We start from the raw sequence: 21,155 nt of genomic DNA on the forward strand, positions 1-21,155 counted from the left end.
CCGTACCTCTAGGTCCGGGTACTGGCGCTGCTTTTCCGCCACCCGCTCGTACTTCGCCGCCCGCTCCGGGCTGACCACCGCGCCTCGGGCCTTTTCGTACTCGTTCGCCCACCGATCCAGCGCCCGAACCCGGGCTGGATCGATCTTCGCCATCCGCCCGTCCTCGGGGCTGACCCGGTTCACGATCACATGCACATGCGGATGCGCCGTATCCCGATGTGCCACGATCACCGCCTGGTGCGTCTCCAGCCCCAGGACCCGCAAACTGTCATGCGCAGCACGCGACATCTCCGCCCGGTCCAGCGTGCCGGCCTCGGTCGGATGCCAGGCCAGCGAATAGGCCAGCACCGGCTTTTGCGCCTTGCGTCCGGTGGCCGCGATCCCGGCCTCGGCCTTCAGCTGGTCGGCCCGCTCCGCCGTGGCGATCATGATCCGGGTGGCAACCTCCGGCCGGTCGCTGGCGATGTTGCGCGTCTCCGTCCAGGCCACACGCTCCGACGACGCCGGATGCGGACCAGATGCCGCCGCCCCGCCCTCCGGGTCAGGCGCCCGCTTGTCATGGGTGTAATAGGCCATCGCCCCTTTGAAGCTCCGGCCCTGCGCCGCGATCTGGAAGTTCATCCTTCCAGCTCCGCCAGCCGCTCCACCGCCGCCCGCACCTCGTCCAGCACTTCGCCAAGATCCATCGGCACCGGCTGCCCCGCGTTCAGCGTCCGGGCGATCTGGTTGAGGTTCACCCCCACTCGGTTCAGCGACACCAGCGCCGCCGACAAATCCGGTGCGGACCGCACCCGGACGCGCTGCCCCAAGGCAGCCGCGCGGCAGTACTCGGACACCGACACCCCGGCCCGCGCCGCCTCGGCCTGGACGCGCGCCAGCTCCTCCGCCGTCATCCGGAACGCCACCCGCTCGGCGCGGCTCTCCGCCACCGCCAGCGACGGCCGCCCCGGCTTGGCGCTGCCCGGGCGCAGAGCCGCGCCGCCCGCGTCACCGCCCGCGGCGGTGGTCGGCGTGGCTGAGGCTGGGCCTGTGGCTGCGTCCGTCATCGGGTCTCCCAAAGTGCCGCAAAGGCAGGTCTGGCAGCATGCCAGATCCGCAGCATGCGGAGTTCCTGCGCAGCAGGCAAGCGTTTTTGTGCAACAAAAACTATGCTTGCTACTCCCTCTGGTTGAACCGTATGGGAAACGCGCAATCGATTTCATCAAGGATATTGGAATGTCTCAGGGAAGTTCAGGACAAGGCGGTGGTGGTCCCATCGGCGGATTGATCGGCATCATCATCGGGGGATTTTTGTTCCTGCCGCTGATGAATGCCTACCTGGCATGGAACATGCTCCGCGCCACTCAATCGGCCCTTCAGCTCGTCTCGCGGCTGGTGCTCATCGGGGCACTCTGGGCGACCGGTGTCTGGGTCTTTGACCAGGCCGGCCGGAGCTGGGAGGCCAATGGCATGACCGGCGAAGGCTATGCCGGCCTGATCTTTCTTCTGCTCAAGATCGGCGCCGCCATCTTCGTCGCCCAGTGGATCCTGTTCGTCCTGACCGGCGGTCGCTGGAGCGATATCGCCCCCTACATGACCAGGGTGCCGGGACTGAAGAAGAAGCACCTGCGCGGCATGGCCCTCGTCGATGTTACCCGCCAGCGCAAACCGAAGTGGCTGGCCGACAGCAGCGTCAGGAAGCCCGTCGCCCTGGGCTGGGTGCCCTACCCCTCCCTGAATGCCGAGACCCTCCACACCCAGCTGGAAGGCGGCACCGGATCGGGCAAGTCCCAGGCCCTCAAATGCCTCGTGGCGGAGTTCCTGGCCCGCGGCGACAACATGATCGTCGTCGATACAGGTCATGATCTCCTGACCTCCTTCAGCGGCGTGGCCGGTCACGTTGATCGCTTCGACATCATGGACAACGACCTCCTGCCCCGCTGGTCGCCTTACCACGAGATCGAGCGCCGCAGCGATTGGCACCAGCTGGCCCAGGGCCTGATCGGCGACGGCAAGGGCGACAGCGCCGAATGGCGCAGCATGGCCAAGTCGCTCTTTGCCGCTGTCGGCATGGGCTATGCCCAGGCCTGCGAGGAGGAGGATCGCCTGTTCAGCAACCGGGAATTCTTCGACCTGCTGATCAGCGCCCCGCCCGAGGTCCTGGAGCCCTTCGTCAGGGGCACGGCAGCCGCCTCGCTGGTCCACAACGACAAGGGCCTCAATGCCATCCGCATGAGCCTTCTCGATCCCCTGCGCTTCTTCGAGTACCTGCCCGAACACGCCCAGCAGGTCGATCCCTTCTCGATCCGCAAATGGGTCCGCGAGACCATGACCGGTCCCAGCCAACGCTCTCTGTTCATCACCTATCGCAAGCGCGACCTGGCCACTGTCCGCAGCCTGATCTCCTGCGTTGTTGAACTGGCCATTTCCACCGCCATCGACACCGGCAAAGCCGAGCACCCGACATGGCTGCTGATCGACGAACTGGCGGGCCTGGGCGAGATCCCTGCCCTGCTCACCGGTGCAGCCGAGCTGCGCAAGACCAATGTCCGTCTGGTCTGCGGCATGCAGGATCTCAACCAGATCGAGGATCTCTACGGCCACAACCGCGCCGCCTCGATCTGCAACAACCTCACCAACAAGCTGTTTCTCCGCGCATCCGACGGCAAAGCCGCAGAGCGCATGTCACTCGCCCTGGGCGAACAGCGCATGCTGGTCGAGGGAGAGAGTGAAAGCGAAAGCGGCAGTTCCTGGTCGGGTACAACCAAGACCAGGGGCATTAGCCGGTCGGAACGCGATGAGCGCGTTGTCATGCCCTCCGAGATCCTCAGCTTGCCCGATCTCATCGGCTACGTGAAGCTCGCAGGCGACGCCAAGGTGTACAAGACCCCCGTGCCGATATTCGCGGGCGTTTATGACAACCCGGAGCCGGTGCCCGCATCAGCGCCAGGTGGAGCTCTGGTTAGGATGCCGAGCTAGAGTTCATACTTCGAGGTGTGGATCATAGCCGCGCTTCGACCTTTGCATTTTAGGGGGCACTCAGTGTGTCCCCTATTTCCAGTCTTCTCTTCTTCTCTTTCTTCTTCTTCTTAAGCTCATAATTAACTGATATAAAAAGGTAATTTATCCTATCCCTTAGTTATTGGGTCGGAAAGCCGTAGAAATGGGGTCGAAAAAGCATGCGAAGCCGTAGAAATGGGGTCGTTATTCCGTAGAAATGGGGTCGATAGGCTTGAAGCAGTAGCTTGAGCAGGTTCTCTTGTCTTGCTCGACCCGAAAACTACGGGTTGCGGCTTTTGTTTGACCACCTGCTTCAAACCGTAGTTATTGTCCTGCACAGGTAGCTACGGTTTCGACATGAAAAACGACCCAAAAACTACGGCTTCAACATTCAGCCTTCGCCCGCTCAATGGTGAAATGCTCAAGCCTGCTGAACTGGTTGAAGTGGACGGGGCTGAAAAGCTAACCTTGAACGCTAGGCGTGCTTTCAATTTGCTGCTGCATAACGCCCATGGGCCTGACATGGCGATCCCGCACAAACGATTTACGATTTCTCTTGCTCAGCTCAAGTTTTCCCACGCTGGAAATGAACGCCTAGCGCAGGCAATCAAGTCTCTCATGCGGACCATCGTCACTATACGTTCTCCAGATCGAGTTGAGCTTGTGCCTCTCCTTGGGCGCACTACTATTGCAGATCGTAAAAACGATCGTGGCTATCTTACTTATGAATTCGACCCGCTACTCGTAGAGCTTCTTCGCGACAGCCAGTTATTCGCCAAGCTGCAACTCGACGTGATTCATGCAGTGTCGAGCAAGTACGCCCTGGCCCTCTACGAGATCGTCGCCAAGCGAGCGCGCCTCTCTTACGTACGATCCGAAACTTTTGAGATAGAACAGTTTCGCTCAATGCTCGGCGTCGAGACTGGCAAGCTCGGGACCTATTCCAACCTGCTGAAGTTCGCGATCAAGCCTGCCTTTGAAGAGGTCAACCGGCTGGCAGAGTTTCACGCGGCATTCGAGCCGGTGAAGGTCGGCCGCAAGGTCGGCGCGATCAAAGTAGCATGGGCCATGAAAGGCGTAGAGGCGCAGAAGAAAGCCTATGCGGAGATTCACGGCGCCCCTGCCTTACCTGCCCTATTGTCCCAGGAAGAGCTTCCACTTGGTCCCGTGCTAGTGGAACGGTAAATTGCAAGATTTCAGAGCAGAAAATTCTGCAATTCTACACTCGGAAAATTTGTGGGTTCAGTAAGTGGCCAAATGTCAGCTCGGACAAACGCGAAATTTAGCGAGCGGGAAATTCGCCGCGCAAAGAATTTGGGGAGTTAAGCAATGAAGACCATCGTCATCGCGTCTCAAAAGGGCGGGGCGGGAAAGACCACGACCGCAATAAATATGGCTGTGGCCGCCTCACAGGATGATCTGCGCGTGGCTATGATCGACCTTGACCCGCAGCGGAGCCTGCGCGGATGGTGGGAGGGCAGGGACGGCGAGTGGCCCCAGATGCCCGACAATGATCCTGCACCGGACAAGGTAAAGGCCGCACTGCCCCAGCTGGCCAAACATTTCGACCTAGTGATCATTGACACACCGCCGGCCGCACCCGAGTGGTTACAAAGTGTCATGGCAGCTGCTGACCTTGTACTGATCCCGGTGCGTCCGTCGCCGCACGACTTGCGCGCCGTGGGTGCCACCCTAAAGGCCGCCAAAGCTGCCGGATCGGACTTTGCATTTATCCTGTCCCAGACCCCGCGCGCTAAGGTGACGGATGAGGCGGGCCGCGTCCTAGCGCAATATGGCAAAGTTGCTCCGGTGAACTCGGCCATGCGCGTAATTTATGCCGAGACTGCTGCGACGGGGCAGGGGGTCACGGAAGCCGGTGACCAGAAGGCCGCCCAGGAAGCTCGCGATCTGTGGGCCTATGTACAGGGGCTTCTCGATGGCTAAGAAAGGCGGATTTTCATTTGACGGCATGGTTGACCCCGATGGCAATGAACTGGCACCGATTGAAGGCGTGAAGCAGCGTGGCGCGACCGAGGGTCCGGCCGCTGCGGCACCAGTGGCGGAGACGCCCACGCCAACTCGTCGAGGAAGGCCGCCAAAGCCTCGTACCGCCACTGAGGCACGGCCGAGCTTCGGTCTCGACCCTGAAACACACGCGCTGTTCAAGATATGGCTGTTACGGCGTGGGGTCTCAATGCAGGACTATCTGGAAGCGCATATTCGTGACCTGGTGAAGGGCGAGAAGCTCTAGGAATTTACCGAGCGTAAAATTTAACGCGCGCTAACTCTCCTTTTCGGGAATGGCTGATCGCCCGCTTGCATCGAACGGTCAGAACTTTTCGCTCAACCAGACCTTGGCAAGCGCCACTTCCATATCCGCTTCATGGCATCATGCGAGCTTTCGGTTGAAAGCTTGCATAAGTTGTTGTCGGACGCGCATCCCAGATGCAGCATTTGATACGGTGGGCGAAGAGCTGACTTGCAGCGCTACAGCGCAACATCTGCGGCATGATGCATTAGTTGACGCCTAGCAGAAGTGCGATATTGAGCTAATGGTTCGAGTTCTGATAGCTATCGTGTCGAGCGACGAGCACGATCAGCGCTGGCCTTTGAAGCGAATTTTCCAGCTCTCTTCTATGGCAGCTTCTTCCTCTGCTTCTTCATCGATGTCTTCATATGGGTCGATAATCGCAGACTTCAGTGTGATGACAGTCAAGGTTCCATATGGCCCAAGTGATATCGTTTCGCCGTGGGCCTTGATGCCAGCCGGAGCAAGGTCAAACCAATCTGAGAGCAGGCAGTCTTCAGGGTTTTCGACTTCTGGAAGCTGGGTATTCTTTGAGTAGCTTCTGATTCGACCACAGGTTTTGAGTTTATCTGTCAGCGTAGAAAATTGAATTTGACCATTAAGCGATTTGATCACTGCCATTGGATAAGGGTCGAGCTCTACAGCACGTATGGCCGCAGAAGTCAGAGAAGTAACGGCGGCTTGGGAAAGGGCTGAAATGCCCCGCAAGCCTCGTGGAACTGCAAATAAGACATTTCGGCTCAAGTTCGTCGGCATCAAAAGATGCGCGGCAAATGTGTCGGCTTCCTTCTCGATAGCTTGGGGACTTTCAAAGGGAGCTCTCGAGAAGTGCTGCCCCCCATCTTGAAGGATCTCTTCAGGATGCCCTGCGATGAAATAGTGCCCCAGTTCATGGGCTACAGTGAAGCGCTGGAAGCCAGTATTATTGATGGTTCTGGAGTAGTAGATTGCAGCGTTTTCTCCAGAAAACACAATGCAACCACTAATTCCCGGCTGGCCGGAATCCCCTGCCATCACCACAATGTCGTTGTCCTGTGCGATCTGAAAGGGGTCGATAGGAAATGAAGTAAAACTCTGAGACTGTGCTTTTGCCTCCGCTCTCGCGGAGGCAAGGTTTGGTGTTCGAGCCATTATCCCTCTGATTTTTTTGCTAATGTATCAATCATCAATTGGATGGTGCGTCGATCAGCGTCTGAAAGGTTTTCCTCGTTTCGGAAGGCTGTTGTTACACCAGCCATACCATTTCCCGAGGTCCGCCCAAGTAAAAAATCAGAGCTTACGTTCAAAGCCTTCGCCAGAGTTCTAATGTTGGCGAAGGAAGGTTTACGTCGGTTCTTCTCAAAATGGCCTATGGCTGCTGGTTGAAGGCCTGTGATCTTGGCCAAATCAGTTTGCGTCAGCCCCCTGGCTTCTCGGGCCTCAAGCAGGCGCTCACCAAAAATATTATCGCTGTTCTCTGCTCTTGACATTGACGACTCCGTAGGATATATTGTTCCTATATCGTAGGTATCATGAGGTTGACCGTCGGCCTTTTTATTTAACCACAAAACCTACGATTTCGTCAAGTCCGATATACTTAACTGGTAGGATGGTCAAGCTGGAATGACATAAAATCGAAATGAACACCTACCTTAAATGATCAAAAATGGAGATAACAAATTGATCCGAAAGAAGAAAATTAACAAAATCCAGACTTATCTGGATCCTATCTCTCAGGGAGATGACCTGAAGGTTTCAGTCAAACTGACTGATCCGATGAAGGCCAAACTTAACCAATGGGGCTTCTCGCACCCTCCTGTGGATGGCGAAACTTTGCTGCCCACTGTGCGAGGTCCGGCTACCCGCTTCAATGCGGACGGCCGTTGGCAGATCCACAAGGATTTGCCCAAAGAAGATCGCTATATCCGCACCATCAGTTGGTCATGGACTGATTGGCAGGGAAATCACTACGAGGATTTCAAAGATATACATCGTCAGTGCTATCCGCGCACGTTGATCTCGCCGCCTGGTGAAGAAATCGCTTACATTGAAGTCGCTGGCGAAGCTTATCTTGTTTCGCGCGCCTTCAAAAACACGGTGGCAGAGCATAAGGCCATTCGTAGCGCTGCCAATGTGCTTTTGGAAATGTGCGGAGAATGCGAGTTCATTCAGGCAAACCTGGCTAAGTTTCCGCCGATGAAGATCAAGCGTGTGACATGGAAGTTCCTTCCTCCTGGAAAGTCCCCGTGGAGCACCCTGCACGCTCACCTGTCCGCCCACCTCAAAGCGTCCCCCTCGACCCTTAAGGTTATCTTTGATCGTCAGAAAACGATCATGAGCTACAAACCCGATGACATGTATGTCGGTGAAGGTGGATTTGGCGACTATATCGCTTACCACTTCAAAGCTAAGGGCTTTGTTGTTCTGGAATGTGTTCGTAAGGGGAACGCGATCTATGTCTTCGACAAAAATTGGGCGAGTTTTGCGCAACTCAGCAAGGGAGACATCATTCAGAACGGCTTGCACAAGGCTCGGATCGTTCACACCGATGGCTGGAAGGATCGTTTGGACAAGCTCTTCAAGCTCGGAAAGGCTGCCTAAGAAAAGAAGCGCCGCTCAGCTAAAACTGTGCGGCGCTTCTGTGTTGTACGGCTGACCTAGCTCCTGCTGGATTCCGATCCAGCTATTCGCGTAAAATAAAGCTCATTACTGCATAAGTTCGCATGGACCAATCCTTTGCGCGTACGACAAATGGCTGGTTTGGTGAATGCGGCGGCCCGGCATACCCACATACTGAGGGTCAGCAATGGGCCAACATGTCGGTGAAACATGAACCATAGCGCTGTAAGTTTCATGCGAGCTTTTTGAAAAAAGCTCGCATGAAAACTTTTATTTGCGGTATTCGAAAGCAGCATTCGACAGGGAGGACAGATGCTTGTTCCACGGCACTAGAAAGCTCTAGTGATACGACCACCAACTTGTCGGGAAAATTCAGTGCATAGAATCGACGAAGATGTCTGCAACGAGTTTTCGCGAGGTTCTCATGGGGCGCTTCCAAGCCCGAGCACCTTGCGCGCCGCCTTGGCTGCCTCTTCCCCATTGCTCTCGAGCAAACCAAGCAGAAAGCAGCCGAAATCTTTAGCAACTGGCATCGTAGCATCTACGATATCGGCTGCAATTTCCTTGCCAACTTCACCTGCAATTTTTTCGCCGAGCCTTCCAAACACTCCGACAGCGATCGACTTAAAGCTCGTGTCCTTTAGCTGTTTGTCCCTAGTTAAACGGTCTATGAATGCCTTTTTGGTTGCTGGATCGATTAGCTCATCGAGGAACTCAACAAAGGCCTCGACCGGCATGCGTACGATCTCGCGCGCGAAGCTTGCATCGGCGAACACGCCCTGAGCTTTCAGGCGTGCGATCACTTCTTCTTTGAGCAATGGGCTTTCAATTCCGAATGTCAGTAGCGTTCCGTCCTTGGAGAACCGGGTTCGCTGGAGCGCGGCCCGCAGGGCCGGGCTCAGATCGCTGCGCAAGCCCGGCTCGCGAAGTTGCCAATTGAAGATGAGCGTTCGAACTCGGGTGGGCGTGATATTGAAAGTGCGGGCAAGCTTATAGACCGGGCCGGCCGGATCGATTACCCCGGCATTGATTAGAGCCGTGAATACAAGAAGGTCGATCTCGCTCTTAGAGCGTGCCCCGAATGCTGGTGTAAGGTAGCCCTCTGCAAAATATTCAGCGAACAAGGTCGCTTTCACCGGGTCCTTTAGCGCTGCTTGAATGTCATAAGTCATGGTTGAACGACACCTTCCAACTGTTGGCTTCAGCTTTGGACAACCGGCATTAGATCAGGACAGGTCGCTGCATGACCGAACAGGGTTGGAGACGGTGGGCAAGACCAACCCACCGCGATACCTTGCTCATGCGTCGTCAAGTGCGATGCAGTTGCTAGCACTGGTTGCCCGGCAGGGCTCATCGCAGGAGGTGGCGGCGCCCATGTACCATGTGACCATCCCGCCGATCCATGGGCTGTGATTGCCGCCATAGTAGGATGCCGAACGCTAGTCCTGCCGTGGGCATTGTCCGGACCGAAAGAATAGAGCAGCCGAGCATAACCAAGGCCGGCGGAAGGAGGTATACTGGCGGGGCCCATGTCAGCGCCGTGATGTGGGACAACAAGCGCAGCGAGGTCGTGTGGCAGGGCACCAGGTACGAAATTATATGCGGCGTCACCTGCAAGAAGCCACCCCCGCTGCGACGCATGATCCTCCACAACCAATGCGAGGCCCGAGCTGTTGCGGTCGCTTCCTGTGCAGCGGCGAAGCTCTAGTGTCTGCCCTACCGCACTCCATTTAAGTAGGGACAGCTTCGTAGGAACGATCAGAAGTCGGCCACCTGCCTTAAGAATATTATTGCCAAAAGCTTTGTGCTTCATACTGATCGATTGACGCGGCGCGATCCATGTCATGCCAAGCAGCCGGCGGTCGAGCGTAGCGGCAGCCCAGTGATCGGCGTCCCAATGCGATAGGATCACACGCGGTGGTTCGTGGGTACAAAAGCTGATCTGGTTGGGTCTTGTCTTAGTGTTACGGTATACGCCACAGCCAACATCAAAATAGCTAACCGGTATTCCGCATTCACAGACCAGCGCGGTCGCCGAACCTTGGCCGATGTCGAACATGATCAATTGTTCCATCCGACAGTCTATCTGCAGTGTTTTGACCAGATCCTCCTCTGTAGCATCGGGCCAGTCTTCCATATCGAACAGACGTGTGAGGGCCGCAGCCGGTGCGGCGGGACGCGGAAGATGTGCCAACCGCGCGGGCACCGGGGCCATAAAAAGGCCACCAAAAACGTCAACCTCTAGGCCGCCTCGTGTGTCGAGGCTCATCTCAAGCCACTGGTCGCTTACGTCTAAAAGCTTTTTGACGAGGGGATCGGCGCGCCCCAACGTGATCTCGATACGGTAAATAGGCAATTCGTCAAATGGATCGGTACCGTCGATCTCACGGGAGCTAGGTGGCGCGAAACGCTGAGCCCAGAAGTAGCGGAGCTTTGCTTCGGCATCGGGGCTCAACTCAAGCCTCAATAATCCATCGTGAAAGCCTGGCCATTCTGCATCGATCGCATCAAATGCGAAAAGGATATCTTTTGCTTCGATCTGATTGGGCGGCTCGATTTGATCAAGCTTCGCGTAGCTTCGTCGGGGAAAATCTCGACGGCCCTCACCTGGAATGAAATAGCGGTTCATGCAATGTACTCAACATAGAGATGGGGAACGTAAGGAAAAATCAAAGTCGTGGAAGTGCAGCATTTCTTCAGTCTCGCCTGCTTTCCAAATCCGATCAAACTAATTTAACCAGAAAATATCCCTTCACCTTGTTAGTCGTCCAACTCAAGATTTGACGGATCAAAGGCGATAGGTTTGTGCAAGTTCAGGGTACGGCGCCGGTAAACGACTTAGGCCTTTCCCATGCGTAGCACAGGTAACGTCCAAAACTGTCTTGCAGACAGAAGCGCCAAGAGACCTTTGATAGTCACATTATGCGAGCTTTTGGTTATAAGCTTGCATTAATCGAAGCCGACCCGCGGTGCTAAGTATGACCGAGGCAGATCTTCGACCGGCCGACGCCGGAACTTATCGCCGTCTGGCCAATGACGGGCCAGCTTTTCCAAAATCAGACTATCACCCGTGTCATTGCCGTCGATCATAATGGGTTCCCAGTACCCGATCGACCGTGCCATCAATCCCGAAAACCTAGGTGGACAAGCTATTACCATTCAGCAGCTTCTGCAGCTGGTAGGTCGCCGCCGTGGCTAGGCCGGTCCTGATAGATCCGCAGTAGATATCGGTCCGGAATTCCTGCGTATTGAAGTCCGTCAGCTGGATGTTAGTGAAACTTCAGGTCAGAAGTTTCTGTTTTGGTTCCTGCTTTCATTGAACGTAGCAGCCATCGTCGCAGAGATTCGGTGTGGATCTCAGTCGCAAGCGAAAAGAAGTATGCGAAAATCACACTAATAAAAGTGAGAATAATTATGGTTGCGAGAGCTTCGATGCTACGCGGGTCTAAGGCTAGGAACGGGTCAGATTTTCCAGAATGAAAAGTAAGAAGCAAGTGTTGCAGTGGTAGGTGGGTAATATACAAACTGAATGAGAAAGCTGCACAGCGCCTCGCAGCCACGGTGATGCTCGATCGGGCTTCCGGCCCATCACTACGAAGAGATAAGAGCATGTTTGTAAACGAAAGCCCAACTACGAGTGTTGCAACTGGACCAATATAAGGATGCATCGCTGGAAAGCAGACTGCTGCGCTCACTGCAAGTATAATTGCTATAGACTTCGACTTCATAAGTTTTACGGGCACAACTCGCGCTGCAACACCCATCAGCCACAGCGAAAACAGCCATACGATACTAAAGTTTGAATAAAATAAGAACACTAACGTCCCGACACCAAGTAGGAACAGGCAGCATTTCAGAATGATCCGAACTTCCGACATAATTGGTGCAAGTAATAAAGGGAATATAAGATAGTACCAAAACTCATTAGCGAGACTCCAGAGTGCCAAGTTGCTACCATAGGTTGGCACCAGTGTTGTCTGCAAAAATAAAATATTTCCGATAGCTGTAAGTGCTGAATAAGATAAAATTGTTTCAAATCCAGCATTCGCATTCATCTCAAAATTGCTGGTACGTATGTAGTCGAATAACCCTGTTATGATTAACGCTGGAATGAGAACGATATAGAGCCGGGTGGAGCGGGCTGTAATATATTTTCGGACGTTCATGCGACCATTTTTCAAAATCTCAGTAACTAGCGGCCCACCCACGAGATATCCGCTTAAAACAAAAAACCAAAAAACCGCTTGTGTTCCGCAATTTGCTACAGAATAGATAATATTGTCCAAGGTGGTCGCTTCACTGCCGCCTAAGGTATATGTTTTGGCATGAAAGATAACGACAAGGCTGGCTGCGATGGCACGCAGGACGTCCAGTAGTGCAGCATCGTGTGGTGATATCTTACTGTCGCTTACTTCATTTATAATACTTTTGAATAATCTAAATTCAGCGAAATTCGGAAGTTGCATAATTAAGCCTCTCTATGGCTGAAACCATATCTTGGACATTGCGGCCCACCAATTTTCTCTCACCGAGGGTAGCTGAGACCAGATGACGGTGACAGTTATCCAATCGAATGATGAGCTATGATCAGGCTTGTGATCAGGTGGTGCGCGCGGAGGCTTATATGGGTGGGCGTGGCAACATTGGTCTGTCACCGCCGGATCTCAGATTATCTTACCCATGCAAGCTTTTGGCTAAAAGCTTGCATGGGTGCTTCCTCCGGGATCCCAGCAAAGCAAGGGGAAATCTGCATCCTTTGCGGGGAGCCGCTTCCCTCATGCGAGGTTTGAGGGCAGGATACCACGAAAGCCTGCAAGGATCTGCCCGTGCCCGTCACCTCTCGAACCATCTGGAACAAGGGCCGTGTGGTGGGCAAGAAACCACCCCTCACGCCTGACCAGGTTGCCCTGATCCGGCTCATCCTGCGCCAGGAGAGAGATCTGCGCAGCCTGGCGCTGTTTAATACCGCCCTTGATACCAGTTTCCGGGGCTCCGACCTGGTGCGCCTCCGGGTCTCGGACGTCGCCACCCCGGCCGGGGTGCGCGAGATCGTGGAGATCCGGCAGAAGAAAACCGAAAATCGCCATGCCCGTCCGGTCCAGGCGCGACTGTCCGTGGGCACGCGCGATAGCCTGCGCGCCTATCTGGCCGCGTCTGAACGGCCGCTGCACGGCTGGCTGTTCACGGGGCAGGGGGCCCGGTGGTCGCACATCCATCTCAGCGAGAGCCAGCTCTGGCGGCTGTTCAGGTCCTGGCTGAACAAGGCCCGCATCGATCCCAGTCTCTATGGACTGCATTCGCTGCGTCGGACCTTCCCAACCCATATCTACCGGCAGACCGGCAACCTGCGCGCGGCCCAGCTGCTGCTCGGTCATGCCAGCATTGAAAGCACCAAGGAGTATATCGGCACAGAGCAGGCGGAAGCCCTTGAAATTGCCCGCAAGTATCATCTCTGAGCCATGCAAATTTATCTCGAAGAATGAGCTACCCCCCCCAATCGGACAGTGACGGAGGCTACAATCTAACATATTCCGGTCTCCAAGAACGAGGAGACCAGAACATGTCAAAACGCAAGAACCATGACGCATAGCTTCAAAGCTCGCGTGTTGCTGGAAAGAGCGCCGCATCGATAACGTTTTCATCGAGCGCCTCTAGCGATCCCTGAAATATGAGTGCGTCTACCTGTACGCTTGGAACACCGGGTCGCAGGCCAAGGCCGGCATCGGTCGCTGTATCATCTTCTACAATCACCAACGGCCTTACCCGCCCATGGCGGGCAACCGCCCGGCGTGGTTTACTTCAATAACATTGAAACCGATCAGCAGGTGCAGGCAGTAGCTTGAATCAGCCGGAAATCTATCCAAGGATCGTGGAGTAGCTCAGAGAAGTGGGCGCTCTATAAGGAGAACAATAAGTCATAATGCCCGTTAATCTCAACAAGCCGCAAAACTGGAAGGCCGACATTGCTAGGTCTGTCGATATGTACAATCAGTGGTTCATGGATTTCGCGCCAAAGGCGTTCCGGGACACACGCATCGACGCGACAAAGGATGTAGAGACAGCGCTTGCCAACACGGCAAACTTAACAGATGTCACACCCGACATCCTACGAGAATGGCCGGGAGTTTTGCCGACCCTGCGTATGTCAACCTGCCCGCCATTGGCAGTCGCCCGCCTCATAGGACTGGCTGGTGTCTCTCCTTCGCTTGTGAAAGCTATGGAGCAGCACCAGCGGTTGCCGCCGCGAATGAAAGCCTCATTGCTCGCGGAGGATCTAGAGAAGATAGGAACCATCATTGAGAAGATGGCTGATCCTGACATCTTCGTCTGGATAGGACGGGCGGAACCCGCAACCGAGACTGAAATTCATCGCGCGGCGACGATTGTCGCAGACAGGCTGTGTGGCAGCGTTGCAAACCCGATTATTCGAAACGCCCAAGAGCGTCGCCAGCTTGCTTATGTGGCCGAATGGCTGGAAGCTCGGGGCTATACTAGGCTACCTAACGGTTATAACGGTACCTTCCGCGAGATGCCGCCTGGAACGTACTCGTTTCGTATGAACGTCCCGGTAGGAGGCGAGAATGGCGGCAAGACAATCAACATTCCGGTCGATGCGGTCATCATGCGCCGCGAGGCGCAAGAGGGAGAGTTTCCACTTCTGGTCGAAGCCAAGTCTGCGGGAGACTTCACAAACACGAATAAGCGCCGCAAGGAAGAAGCCCAAAAGTTCAATCAGCTTCGCCATACCTACGGCACGGACATTGAATTTATGCTGTTCCTCTGTGGCTACTTCGATAGTGGCTATCTCGGTTATGAGGCCGCAGAAGGCATCGACTGGGTATGGGAACACCGCATAGACGACCTTCAGGAGTTTGGTCTATGACCACAACCGACATAAACGCCCTGGAAGCAAAGCGCCTTGCGTTGCAAGCCCAGATTGATGGCAGAAAAACTGGCGAAGATCGCAACCGCATGGGCCAGTTTGCAACCCCTACCGCCCTAGCCCGCGAAATCGTGGCCCACGGCATCCGCCTTTTGCCAATCGATCAGCCGATCAGTTTCTTTGATCCTGGCATCGGCACAGGCTCGTTCTATTCAGCCTTGCGAGCGGTTGCGCCTGTAGAGCGCATTGAGCGCGCCGAGGGCTTCGAGATTGACCCGCACTATGGTACGCCTGCTAAGGCGCTATGGCAGGATATGCCGCTTGTGATCCATGCTGCAGACTTCACAAAAGCCGCGCCAGAAGGGCAGGGGGCAAATCTCCTTATCTGTAACCCGCCCTATGTACGGCACCATCACCTGAATGGTGCGCAGAAGTCAGCGCTGCAAAAGCGAACGGAACAGGCGTGCGGCTTAAAAATCAGCGGCCTGTCCGGTCTGTACTGTTATTTTATGGGGCTATCGCATCCTTTTATGGCCGAAGGAGGCATCGCTGCCTGGTTGATCCCAAGCGAATTCATGAGTGTGAACTATGGTCAGATGCTAAAACGCTACCTGCTGGAAAAGGTCACGCTCCTGCAAATCCACCGATATGACCCCACAGATGTGCAGTTTGACGATGCACTTGTGTCCTCTGCCGTCGTTTGGATCAAGAACACGCCGCCGCCTGCAGATCATGCTGTCACTTTTTCTTATGGAGGCACACTTGCTAAGCCCGCGCTTTCGCGCGAGGTGGCTGCAATAGATCTTGCCGACGAGTCCAAATGGACACGCTATCCCCAGGCCACCAAAGCGCCTCAGCGCGCGCAAATCTTGTTAGGTGACCTGTTTGATATCAAACGCGGCCTTGCTACCGGGGATAACAAATTTTTCATCATGGATCGCGCCCAGATTGACGAGCGCGGGTTGCCGATGAAATGTTTTACGCCGGTCCTGCCCGGCTCGCGCTACCTGCCCAGAGACGAAATTAAGGCCGACGAAGACGGCTTTCCCCTGATCGACAAGCAGCTTTTCTTGCTTAATACCCGTTTACCCGAAGATGAAATCGAACAGCGCTTCCCGGCTCTTGCAGCCTATCTAAAAACGGGGGAAAAAGGCGAAAATGCAGTTGCTGATCGGTATCTTTGCCGGTCGCGTAAACCTTGGTATGCACAAGAGAAGCGCCCTGCAGCGCCAATAATCTGTACCTACATGGGCCGAAGCCGGGCAGGGGGAAAACCCTTCCGGTTTATTCTAAACCAATCCGATGCCACTGCCTGCAATACCTATCTTTTACTATACCCCAAGCCGTTCCTGGTACACGCCAGCAAACAAAGCCCTGCTATCATGCGTACCGCTTGGGAATTCCTTAACGAGATTGATCCGGATAAGCTGCTAGAGCATGGTCGCGTTTATGGAGGTGGTTTGCACAAGTTGGAACCTAAAGAGCTCCGAAGCTTTCCAGCCGATGACCTTTTGGCTCGTTTGCTTCAGATTAAGCCACTTTCCCAGCAGCTTGGCTTGTTCGAGAAGGACATAGCCTAGTTTTTCCATCTCCAGGTCAATCCATAAATTCATCAAGAGAAAAATGAACAGCGCTATAATTTTAGAATATATTGATGCCGAAATCACGAACCGCCACTCAAATGATTTTGGCATTAAGGTCGGTTTTGAGCTCTTCAAAGAGCTATAGAAAGCTGGGCATGTATCGATTAAAAAGTTTGGGATAATGGGTACTCGCCTATTCGAGCACGATCAGTACGTTTGCAAGATCAAGCTGACGATCATTCAAGGTTGGTAAAACGCCATGACGGTCAGCGTGAGAAAGTTGGAACCTGTCCATTAAGCTCCCCGTCGATCTCGTTGGCGACCTCGACCCATTTGCGTGCACCGTCATAGAGCGGCTGTGCATACTCTGCCTGCTCCCATTGATGTTCGCCAGTGACCTGCTGCCATTTGGCATTATAGACGTCCTGACCGGTCTGACGGATAAAGCGGATTCCATTATCGCTCACAACCAGACCTTCAGCTGCCCTTATCGTCTGCCCATCCAACGTATAGTCGCACCAAGCCAGATCGGTCGGAAACTGCCCTCCCTCCTCTTTGTTGGCGCAGTTCAGCCCACTCATCCTGCCGGTAGGTGATCTACCTGCCAAGTAGTGGGCAAGCTTGTCGAACACTACTTCCGACATTCCAACGAGATCACCCGCAAACGCCTTGTATGCAGTCGTACTTCGGGAACGTTCGAAAAGCGCGACTTCGATCGGAATACGCAAGGAACCAAAAATGGAATATGATACGATCCCGGCCGCGCCTAGAGCATCCGCACTGGCGAGACCGTTACGCGCCTCATTGTCGCTATCTTCGAGCAGATGAGAGTAATGCCGACGGTCGGCCGAGGACAGTCTACTATAGGTGGTCATCTTCTCATGAATAGCGGATGCTGACGAAGTCAAATCGTTGATCTTCTGCTCTGTAAGGGCAGCTCGAATATCTGCGCTTACGAAGGCTTTTAGTTCTTTTGTTGATTCACGGATTGCGTCAATGACGTTGGTATTGGTTGGTTCCGCGTCACTACCGAACATCTGCGATAACAACTGTTCGCGGAAATGATCGGCGGCAGCAACTGCCAACTTTTTTGCTACCCAAGCCGCACCCGCCGCCAAGGGGCCGGCGTTAGCACTCCAACTACACGGTAGAAAGACCGTGGCGGCCGTCATCCCTAAGAAACGCCTGCGCGAAATGGATGCACTCATTTTGTCTACCAGCAAATCGTTGAAGACGATAGTTGTAAAATGCACAGCCATGCGACGGGTGATGACGGAACCAATAATCCGAGGCGGGACGTGTGGTATTAAGTTTCTTAAGCAAGCATAACCCTAACGCCCCCTTGGATAAAGCCCATTGCAGGCTGATCCAACGCATCAGGGTTCTTAGATTATTGACACCCATCAGCCCAACTCTTTTGAAAGAGTCCGCATTGATAAATTTAGAATTTTGGCCTTTTTTATCGCGCAACTTACCGTATTTAAAACGTTAAATTTATATCAATATTTGTTATTTTTTTGTCAATCAATTCTAAAATAAATAAATAATAGTCGGTAAAATTATAATCTAATTATAAAACTATTTAATCTCAAATAGAGCCGCAACAGGTGTAATTTTGCTATCATCAATACTTGCTCTTTTTTGACATGTTGCGCAGCCAGTAAGAGACATTATCATCAAAAAATTCAAAAAAAGCCGCGTCTTTAACATTTATCTTTCCTTTTTTGTACTGCGAATAATATTCCGCCACCTATTGGTATTAATGTGCAAGACTCTAGTACTAACTAGTTGAACGAATCAGCAACTCGTGTAAACATACTACAGTTATCATGAATCCAATGCCATTACATGTTCGATCACACAGGCAGGTGTTATGTTGGTATCTTCATGTCAGTAGTATCCATCAACAGAACATATTTGCATTGGACCAAAGATCACTTTATTCTTACAGCAACTTACCTAATTGCACGCTTTAAAGAAAAGATGTGTAAAGTTGGCCGTGGATTATTTTCGTTCGGGCAACCACGCAGTGGAATTCTTAAGTTTTCTGATGAAACAGAAAACTCAGCTATAAGTGCTGGATCGCCCCATGTCAGAGCAGATGACAACGAAGGCGCTTTTCTTATTAAGTATAAAAAAAATACGAGAATCAAGAAATTAATAACTTCTGCCAATTCGATGCATAGCCGAAATCCCCCTTTAAATTTAATAATTTTGAAATACTTAGTAGCGTCTATATTAATTACACCGTCATTATCCGATAAAGCTCATTCAGGACCCTTTGATGCTGCTGTTGGGATAATAACCGACCCATTTAAACTTGGATCATTAGGATCTGACGCATTAGCCGCAGTCGAAAGATTCGCGTTGATGGCTGAAACTCTAGAAAAAAATGTAAACGCTCATGCTAAAGAACGCATAGCGGATATTTCAAATATTCTATCTGAACTTCATTTAAATTCGTTAAATATAATAGAAAAAGGGGGTATTGAGGCCACGAACGTAATCGACTTTGCCGTCAGTGAAGTTGAACAAGCAACAAAAAATATGCTTGATGATTTTATGCATACTGCACTTTGCACTTCCGAAACAGTAAGTGCGAATGTCGAAGAAAATTTGGCCAATTCTTTAAATCGGATTGGTGCTCCTAAAGTAAAAATTTTTGGGATTACAGTTTTTAAAGGTGAATGGAACCCTGGCGACATTACTGATCCTCAAAAATCGTTTTTAGCCCTTCACAACGAAATAAAAATAAAGCTAGAAAGCTTAAAACCTAATGACCCTGCGTCAATAATAACGCAAGCATATGATGAGATACGTCGCCAAGCTACAATCACAATGTGTCATTACAACTCTTCATATATCGCATTTGAACATTTATTTGAAATTGAGTTGGAATATAGAAGGCGCCAAGTCTTCTGGATGAACAGGGTAAATCCACTATAATATAAACTTCGAAAGGAGAGATAATTTGCGCAATTATTTGTATAATGCACTCATCGTCATCTTTGTTTTTTCGGCCATGCCTTCTAATGGTGTTGCCCAAACGTCTATAAATCAGCCCAAATGCAAAAGCATTGAAGATTGCGCTCAAAAAGCAATGGAAGCTGCGTTCGAAGCTAAACTTGCTTTGCAGATTGCTGTTCCTATTGGAGCAGTAATGGCTTTCAATCTCGCCGAGTGTCCCCTTGGGTGGGCTGACATTCCCCTCACTAGCGGCAGGATGGTTGTTGGAGCAGGTGAGGGAGCTTCATTAACTCCCAGAATTATCAATCAAATAGGGGGAGTTGAAAAGCACACTCTATCTTTGCAAGAGATGCCGTCTCACAATCATTCCAATGAAAATTTCAAAAATCTCCTTCAATATACAGGAAATTGGACCGGAAAAGGCTATGATGGCTCCAAAGGAGAAATTGATAGCGCCCACTTTGCCGAAATGCGTCCAGCTGGCGGAGGTCTTCCTCACGAGAACATGCCTCCCTATATAGTTCTAAAATATTGTGAAAGAAAAATATAAATACCTATGCTTGTTTAAAATATTCGTCCTGAAAGGATCTTCGAGCCAAGGGCACGACGAACTTAATAGCCCCAAAAAATCTTGGAACAGTGAAGGTGCGAACAGTCTGGAAATACGTCACAGCCTGACTTAACGTAGCAACTGCGAGATTTTTTAGTGTTACAGCCTCCGCAGGTAGCGATTTTGCATAATGAGGAGCTCAGAGGTATGGTAGCACGTAAATTATAGCTCAGGCTTAAGTCGCCAGCGGCGCTATAAGTTGTAATGAGCAAGCGTACAGATTCGAAGTTGGCGGCTCAAATCTGACTGGGTATTGCACAATTATCGATCCCGATCGCCTTGATCCTGCCAACGCCCTTTAGAATTGTCCCAATCAAGCGTTTTCGTGATCAGATTTTTTTGCTTATTCAGCCAGTCGAACCTCGACGCCTTTTTATCCTCCTGCGCCTGCTCCGTCTGCTGTCGAGATTCAGAAGCGCCCCGCGCTGGAACACTCCGCTCCGCTGCCTGCCGGTCCAGCCACCCAAAGCGCGACCCCTGCTGCGCCTCCCGCCCCCGCTCCTGAACGACATCCCTGCCCCGCTCCGGCGCTTTCTCCCGCCCGATCTGCTTCCAGGCCTCGCGGATCTTCCCCCATTCCCCGGCCTGCCGTTCGACCAGTGCCCCTCGATCCTCCTTAAACCGCTCCAGCGCCTGGCCCATCTCGAATGCCCGCCCAGCCTTCAGCGGCTCCAGCTTGCCGCCCAGCTCCCGGTTCAGGCGCGCTGACAGTGCCGCCCGGTCCCGCTGGCTGGCCGCCGCGAACGTACTCTCCCGGCGCTCCTTCGAGATAAAGTTCACCGCCACCAGCTTCGCAAAGCTGCCGCCCTCAACCCGGTGCTGATCCCGCGCCGCCGCGATCGACAGCGACAGCCGCCCGACCAGACCGCGTTCCATGCGCTGCCGCTCCCGCGCCCCGTCGCGCTCGCCCCGGAACTGCGCTGCCCATTCGGGCTTGGTATCCCGCTTATGCGCCGCCACCACCTCCCGGGTCCGGCCCTTATGCGCGGACACGATCTCCGCTTTCTGCGCCGCGTAGCCCCCACGCAGCGCCACCCACTCCTGCCGGTGCCGCGCCTTGGTCGCCGCGCTGATCTCCCGCAGGATCGCCGCCTGGCTCTGCGGCCGCTCAGAGGCCCCCTGAGCGGCCTTCCGGGCCTCAGAGAGGGAGGATGCCCCGGAAGACGCCTCCTGCCGCTCCTGGGCCGCCTGAGCGCGCCCTGCGGCCTTCTCCGCCACATGCGCCCG

At 53.4% G+C, this 21,155-nt stretch carries 19 protein-coding genes and 1 pseudogene; 11 read left to right on the forward strand and 9 right to left on the reverse strand.

Annotated features, from left to right (window positions below; all coding sequences use genetic code 11):
• Positions 1-621, reverse strand: a 621-nt coding sequence (locus SJY40_RS15670; RefSeq protein WP_378948881.1) for a relaxase/mobilization nuclease domain-containing protein, incomplete at its 3' end; no start/stop codon positions are given.
• The gene (mobC, locus tag SJY40_RS15675) at positions 618-1,046 is read right to left on the reverse strand and encodes a plasmid mobilization relaxosome protein MobC (RefSeq protein ID WP_378948884.1); all 429 of its coding nucleotides are present in this window, start codon (positions 1,044-1,046) and stop codon (positions 618-620) included. The genes mobC and SJY40_RS15670, both read right to left, overlap by 4 nt.
• Positions 1,047-1,215: 169 nt before the next feature.
• On the opposite strand from mobC, the gene SJY40_RS15680 reads away from it, so the two are divergent.
• The 4 genes from SJY40_RS15680 (at position 1,216) to SJY40_RS15695 (ending at position 5,230) form a co-directional block, all read left to right on the forward strand.
• On the forward strand, positions 1,216-2,958 hold the full coding sequence (locus SJY40_RS15680; protein ID WP_378948887.1) for a type IV secretion system DNA-binding domain-containing protein: 1,743 nt from the start codon (positions 1,216-1,218) through the stop codon (positions 2,956-2,958).
• 378 nt (positions 2,959-3,336) lie between these two features.
• Positions 3,337-4,164, forward strand: a complete 828-nt coding sequence (locus SJY40_RS15685) for a replication initiation protein (protein WP_378948889.1) — start codon at positions 3,337-3,339, stop codon at positions 4,162-4,164.
• A gap of 144 nt (positions 4,165-4,308) precedes the next feature.
• On the forward strand, positions 4,309-4,923 hold the full coding sequence (locus SJY40_RS15690; protein WP_378948892.1) for an AAA family ATPase: 615 nt from the start codon (positions 4,309-4,311) through the stop codon (positions 4,921-4,923).
• Positions 4,916-5,230, forward strand: coding sequence for a hypothetical protein (locus SJY40_RS15695; protein ID WP_378948895.1), 315 nt, complete (start codon positions 4,916-4,918; stop codon positions 5,228-5,230). Before SJY40_RS15690 ends, SJY40_RS15695 begins: the two co-directional genes overlap by 8 nt.
• Positions 5,231-5,575: 345 nt before the next feature.
• Here SJY40_RS15695 and SJY40_RS15700 read toward each other — a convergent pair whose 3' ends face one another.
• Complete coding sequence (locus tag SJY40_RS15700; RefSeq protein WP_378948898.1) at positions 5,576-6,418, reverse strand: ImmA/IrrE family metallo-endopeptidase; 843 nt, start codon at positions 6,416-6,418, stop codon at positions 5,576-5,578.
• Positions 6,418-6,756, reverse strand: a complete 339-nt coding sequence (locus tag SJY40_RS15705; protein ID WP_378948901.1) for a helix-turn-helix domain-containing protein — start codon at positions 6,754-6,756, stop codon at positions 6,418-6,420. Before SJY40_RS15705 ends, SJY40_RS15700 begins: the two co-directional genes overlap by 1 nt.
• 166 nt (positions 6,757-6,922) lie before the next feature.
• On the opposite strand from SJY40_RS15705, the gene SJY40_RS15710 reads away from it, so the two are divergent.
• Positions 6,923-7,867 (forward strand): hypothetical protein, encoded by a 945-nt coding sequence (locus tag SJY40_RS15710; protein ID WP_378948904.1) that lies wholly within the window; start codon positions 6,923-6,925, stop codon positions 7,865-7,867.
• A 440-nt stretch (positions 7,868-8,307) separates the two neighbouring features.
• On the opposite strand, the gene SJY40_RS15715 is transcribed toward SJY40_RS15710, so the two are convergent.
• From SJY40_RS15715 to SJY40_RS15725, 3 genes are all read right to left on the reverse strand, one after another.
• A complete protein-coding gene (locus SJY40_RS15715) occupies positions 8,308-9,057 on the reverse strand; it encodes a hypothetical protein (RefSeq protein ID WP_378948907.1) in 750 nt (249 codons plus the stop codon).
• A 29-nt stretch (positions 9,058-9,086) separates the two neighbouring features.
• Positions 9,087-10,514 (reverse strand): hypothetical protein, encoded by a 1,428-nt coding sequence (locus SJY40_RS15720; protein WP_378948909.1) that lies wholly within the window; start codon positions 10,512-10,514, stop codon positions 9,087-9,089.
• Positions 10,515-11,154: 640 nt separating this feature from the next.
• Entirely contained in the window at positions 11,155-12,351 is a 1,197-nt protein-coding gene (locus tag SJY40_RS15725) for an acyltransferase family protein (RefSeq protein ID WP_378948912.1), read from the reverse strand.
• Between the two features lie 360 nt (positions 12,352-12,711).
• Between SJY40_RS15725 and SJY40_RS15730 the strand changes: the two genes are divergently transcribed.
• The 4 genes and pseudogenes from SJY40_RS15730 to SJY40_RS15745 all read left to right on the forward strand — a co-directional run bounded on the left by SJY40_RS15730 (position 12,712) and on the right by SJY40_RS15745 (position 16,348).
• Complete coding sequence (locus tag SJY40_RS15730) at positions 12,712-13,341, forward strand: tyrosine-type recombinase/integrase (RefSeq protein WP_378948915.1); 630 nt, start codon at positions 12,712-12,714, stop codon at positions 13,339-13,341.
• 163 nt (positions 13,342-13,504) lie between these two features.
• A pseudogene (locus SJY40_RS15735) lies at positions 13,505-13,723 on the forward strand (integrase core domain-containing protein); the annotation flags it as partial.
• 82 nt (positions 13,724-13,805) lie between these two features.
• Positions 13,806-14,768: a XamI family restriction endonuclease gene (locus SJY40_RS15740; protein ID WP_378948918.1), complete on the forward strand. Its 963-nt coding sequence runs from the start codon at positions 13,806-13,808 to the stop codon at positions 14,766-14,768.
• The gene (locus SJY40_RS15745) at positions 14,765-16,348 is read left to right on the forward strand and encodes an Eco57I restriction-modification methylase domain-containing protein (protein WP_378948921.1); all 1,584 of its coding nucleotides are present in this window, start codon (positions 14,765-14,767) and stop codon (positions 16,346-16,348) included. Before SJY40_RS15740 ends, SJY40_RS15745 begins: the two co-directional genes overlap by 4 nt.
• Positions 16,349-16,617: 269 nt before the next feature.
• Here the strand turns inward: SJY40_RS15745 and SJY40_RS15750 are convergent, their stop codons facing one another.
• Complete coding sequence (locus SJY40_RS15750) at positions 16,618-17,610, reverse strand: hypothetical protein (RefSeq protein ID WP_378948924.1); 993 nt, start codon at positions 17,608-17,610, stop codon at positions 16,618-16,620.
• A 589-nt stretch (positions 17,611-18,199) separates the two neighbouring features.
• On the opposite strand from SJY40_RS15750, the gene SJY40_RS15755 reads away from it, so the two are divergent.
• Entirely contained in the window at positions 18,200-19,297 is a 1,098-nt protein-coding gene (locus tag SJY40_RS15755; RefSeq protein ID WP_378948927.1) for a hypothetical protein, read from the forward strand.
• Between the two features lie 25 nt (positions 19,298-19,322).
• Complete coding sequence (locus tag SJY40_RS15760; RefSeq protein ID WP_378948930.1) at positions 19,323-19,868, forward strand: phage tail protein; 546 nt, start codon at positions 19,323-19,325, stop codon at positions 19,866-19,868.
• A 321-nt stretch (positions 19,869-20,189) separates the two neighbouring features.
• Here the strand turns inward: SJY40_RS15760 and SJY40_RS15765 are convergent.
• On the reverse strand, positions 20,190-21,155 hold a 966-nt coding region (locus SJY40_RS15765), incomplete at its 5' end, for a hypothetical protein (RefSeq protein WP_378948932.1).

The organism is Paracoccus sp. R86501, from assembly GCF_042466435.1.
Taxonomy (GTDB): domain Bacteria; phylum Pseudomonadota; class Alphaproteobacteria; order Rhodobacterales; family Rhodobacteraceae; genus Paracoccus.

Bases quoted from the DNA above. Each gene is read 5' to 3' on its own strand.
- mobC (WP_378948884.1), bottom strand. From the start codon at position 1,046: ATGACGGACGCAGCCACAGGCCCAGCCTCAGCCACGCCGACCACCGCC.
- SJY40_RS15680 (WP_378948887.1), top strand. From the start codon at position 1,216: ATGTCTCAGGGAAGTTCAGGACAAGGCGGTGGTGGTCCCATCGGCGGA.
- SJY40_RS15685 (WP_378948889.1), top strand. From the start codon at position 3,337: ATGAAAAACGACCCAAAAACTACGGCTTCAACATTCAGCCTTCGCCCG.
- SJY40_RS15690 (WP_378948892.1), top strand. From the start codon at position 4,309: ATGAAGACCATCGTCATCGCGTCTCAAAAGGGCGGGGCGGGAAAGACC.
- SJY40_RS15695 (WP_378948895.1), top strand. From the start codon at position 4,916: ATGGCTAAGAAAGGCGGATTTTCATTTGACGGCATGGTTGACCCCGAT.
- SJY40_RS15700 (WP_378948898.1), bottom strand. From the start codon at position 6,418: ATGGCTCGAACACCAAACCTTGCCTCCGCGAGAGCGGAGGCAAAAGCA.
- SJY40_RS15705 (WP_378948901.1), bottom strand. From the start codon at position 6,756: ATGTCAAGAGCAGAGAACAGCGATAATATTTTTGGTGAGCGCCTGCTT.
- SJY40_RS15710 (WP_378948904.1), top strand. From the start codon at position 6,923: ATGATCAAAAATGGAGATAACAAATTGATCCGAAAGAAGAAAATTAAC.
- SJY40_RS15715 (WP_378948907.1), bottom strand. From the start codon at position 9,057: ATGACTTATGACATTCAAGCAGCGCTAAAGGACCCGGTGAAAGCGACC.
- SJY40_RS15720 (WP_378948909.1), bottom strand. From the start codon at position 10,514: ATGAACCGCTATTTCATTCCAGGTGAGGGCCGTCGAGATTTTCCCCGA.
- SJY40_RS15725 (WP_378948912.1), bottom strand. From the start codon at position 12,351: ATGCAACTTCCGAATTTCGCTGAATTTAGATTATTCAAAAGTATTATA.
- SJY40_RS15740 (WP_378948918.1), top strand. From the start codon at position 13,806: ATGCCCGTTAATCTCAACAAGCCGCAAAACTGGAAGGCCGACATTGCT.
- SJY40_RS15745 (WP_378948921.1), top strand. From the start codon at position 14,765: ATGACCACAACCGACATAAACGCCCTGGAAGCAAAGCGCCTTGCGTTG.
- SJY40_RS15750 (WP_378948924.1), bottom strand. From the start codon at position 17,610: ATGGCTGTGCATTTTACAACTATCGTCTTCAACGATTTGCTGGTAGAC.
- SJY40_RS15755 (WP_378948927.1), top strand. From the start codon at position 18,200: ATGTTCGATCACACAGGCAGGTGTTATGTTGGTATCTTCATGTCAGTA.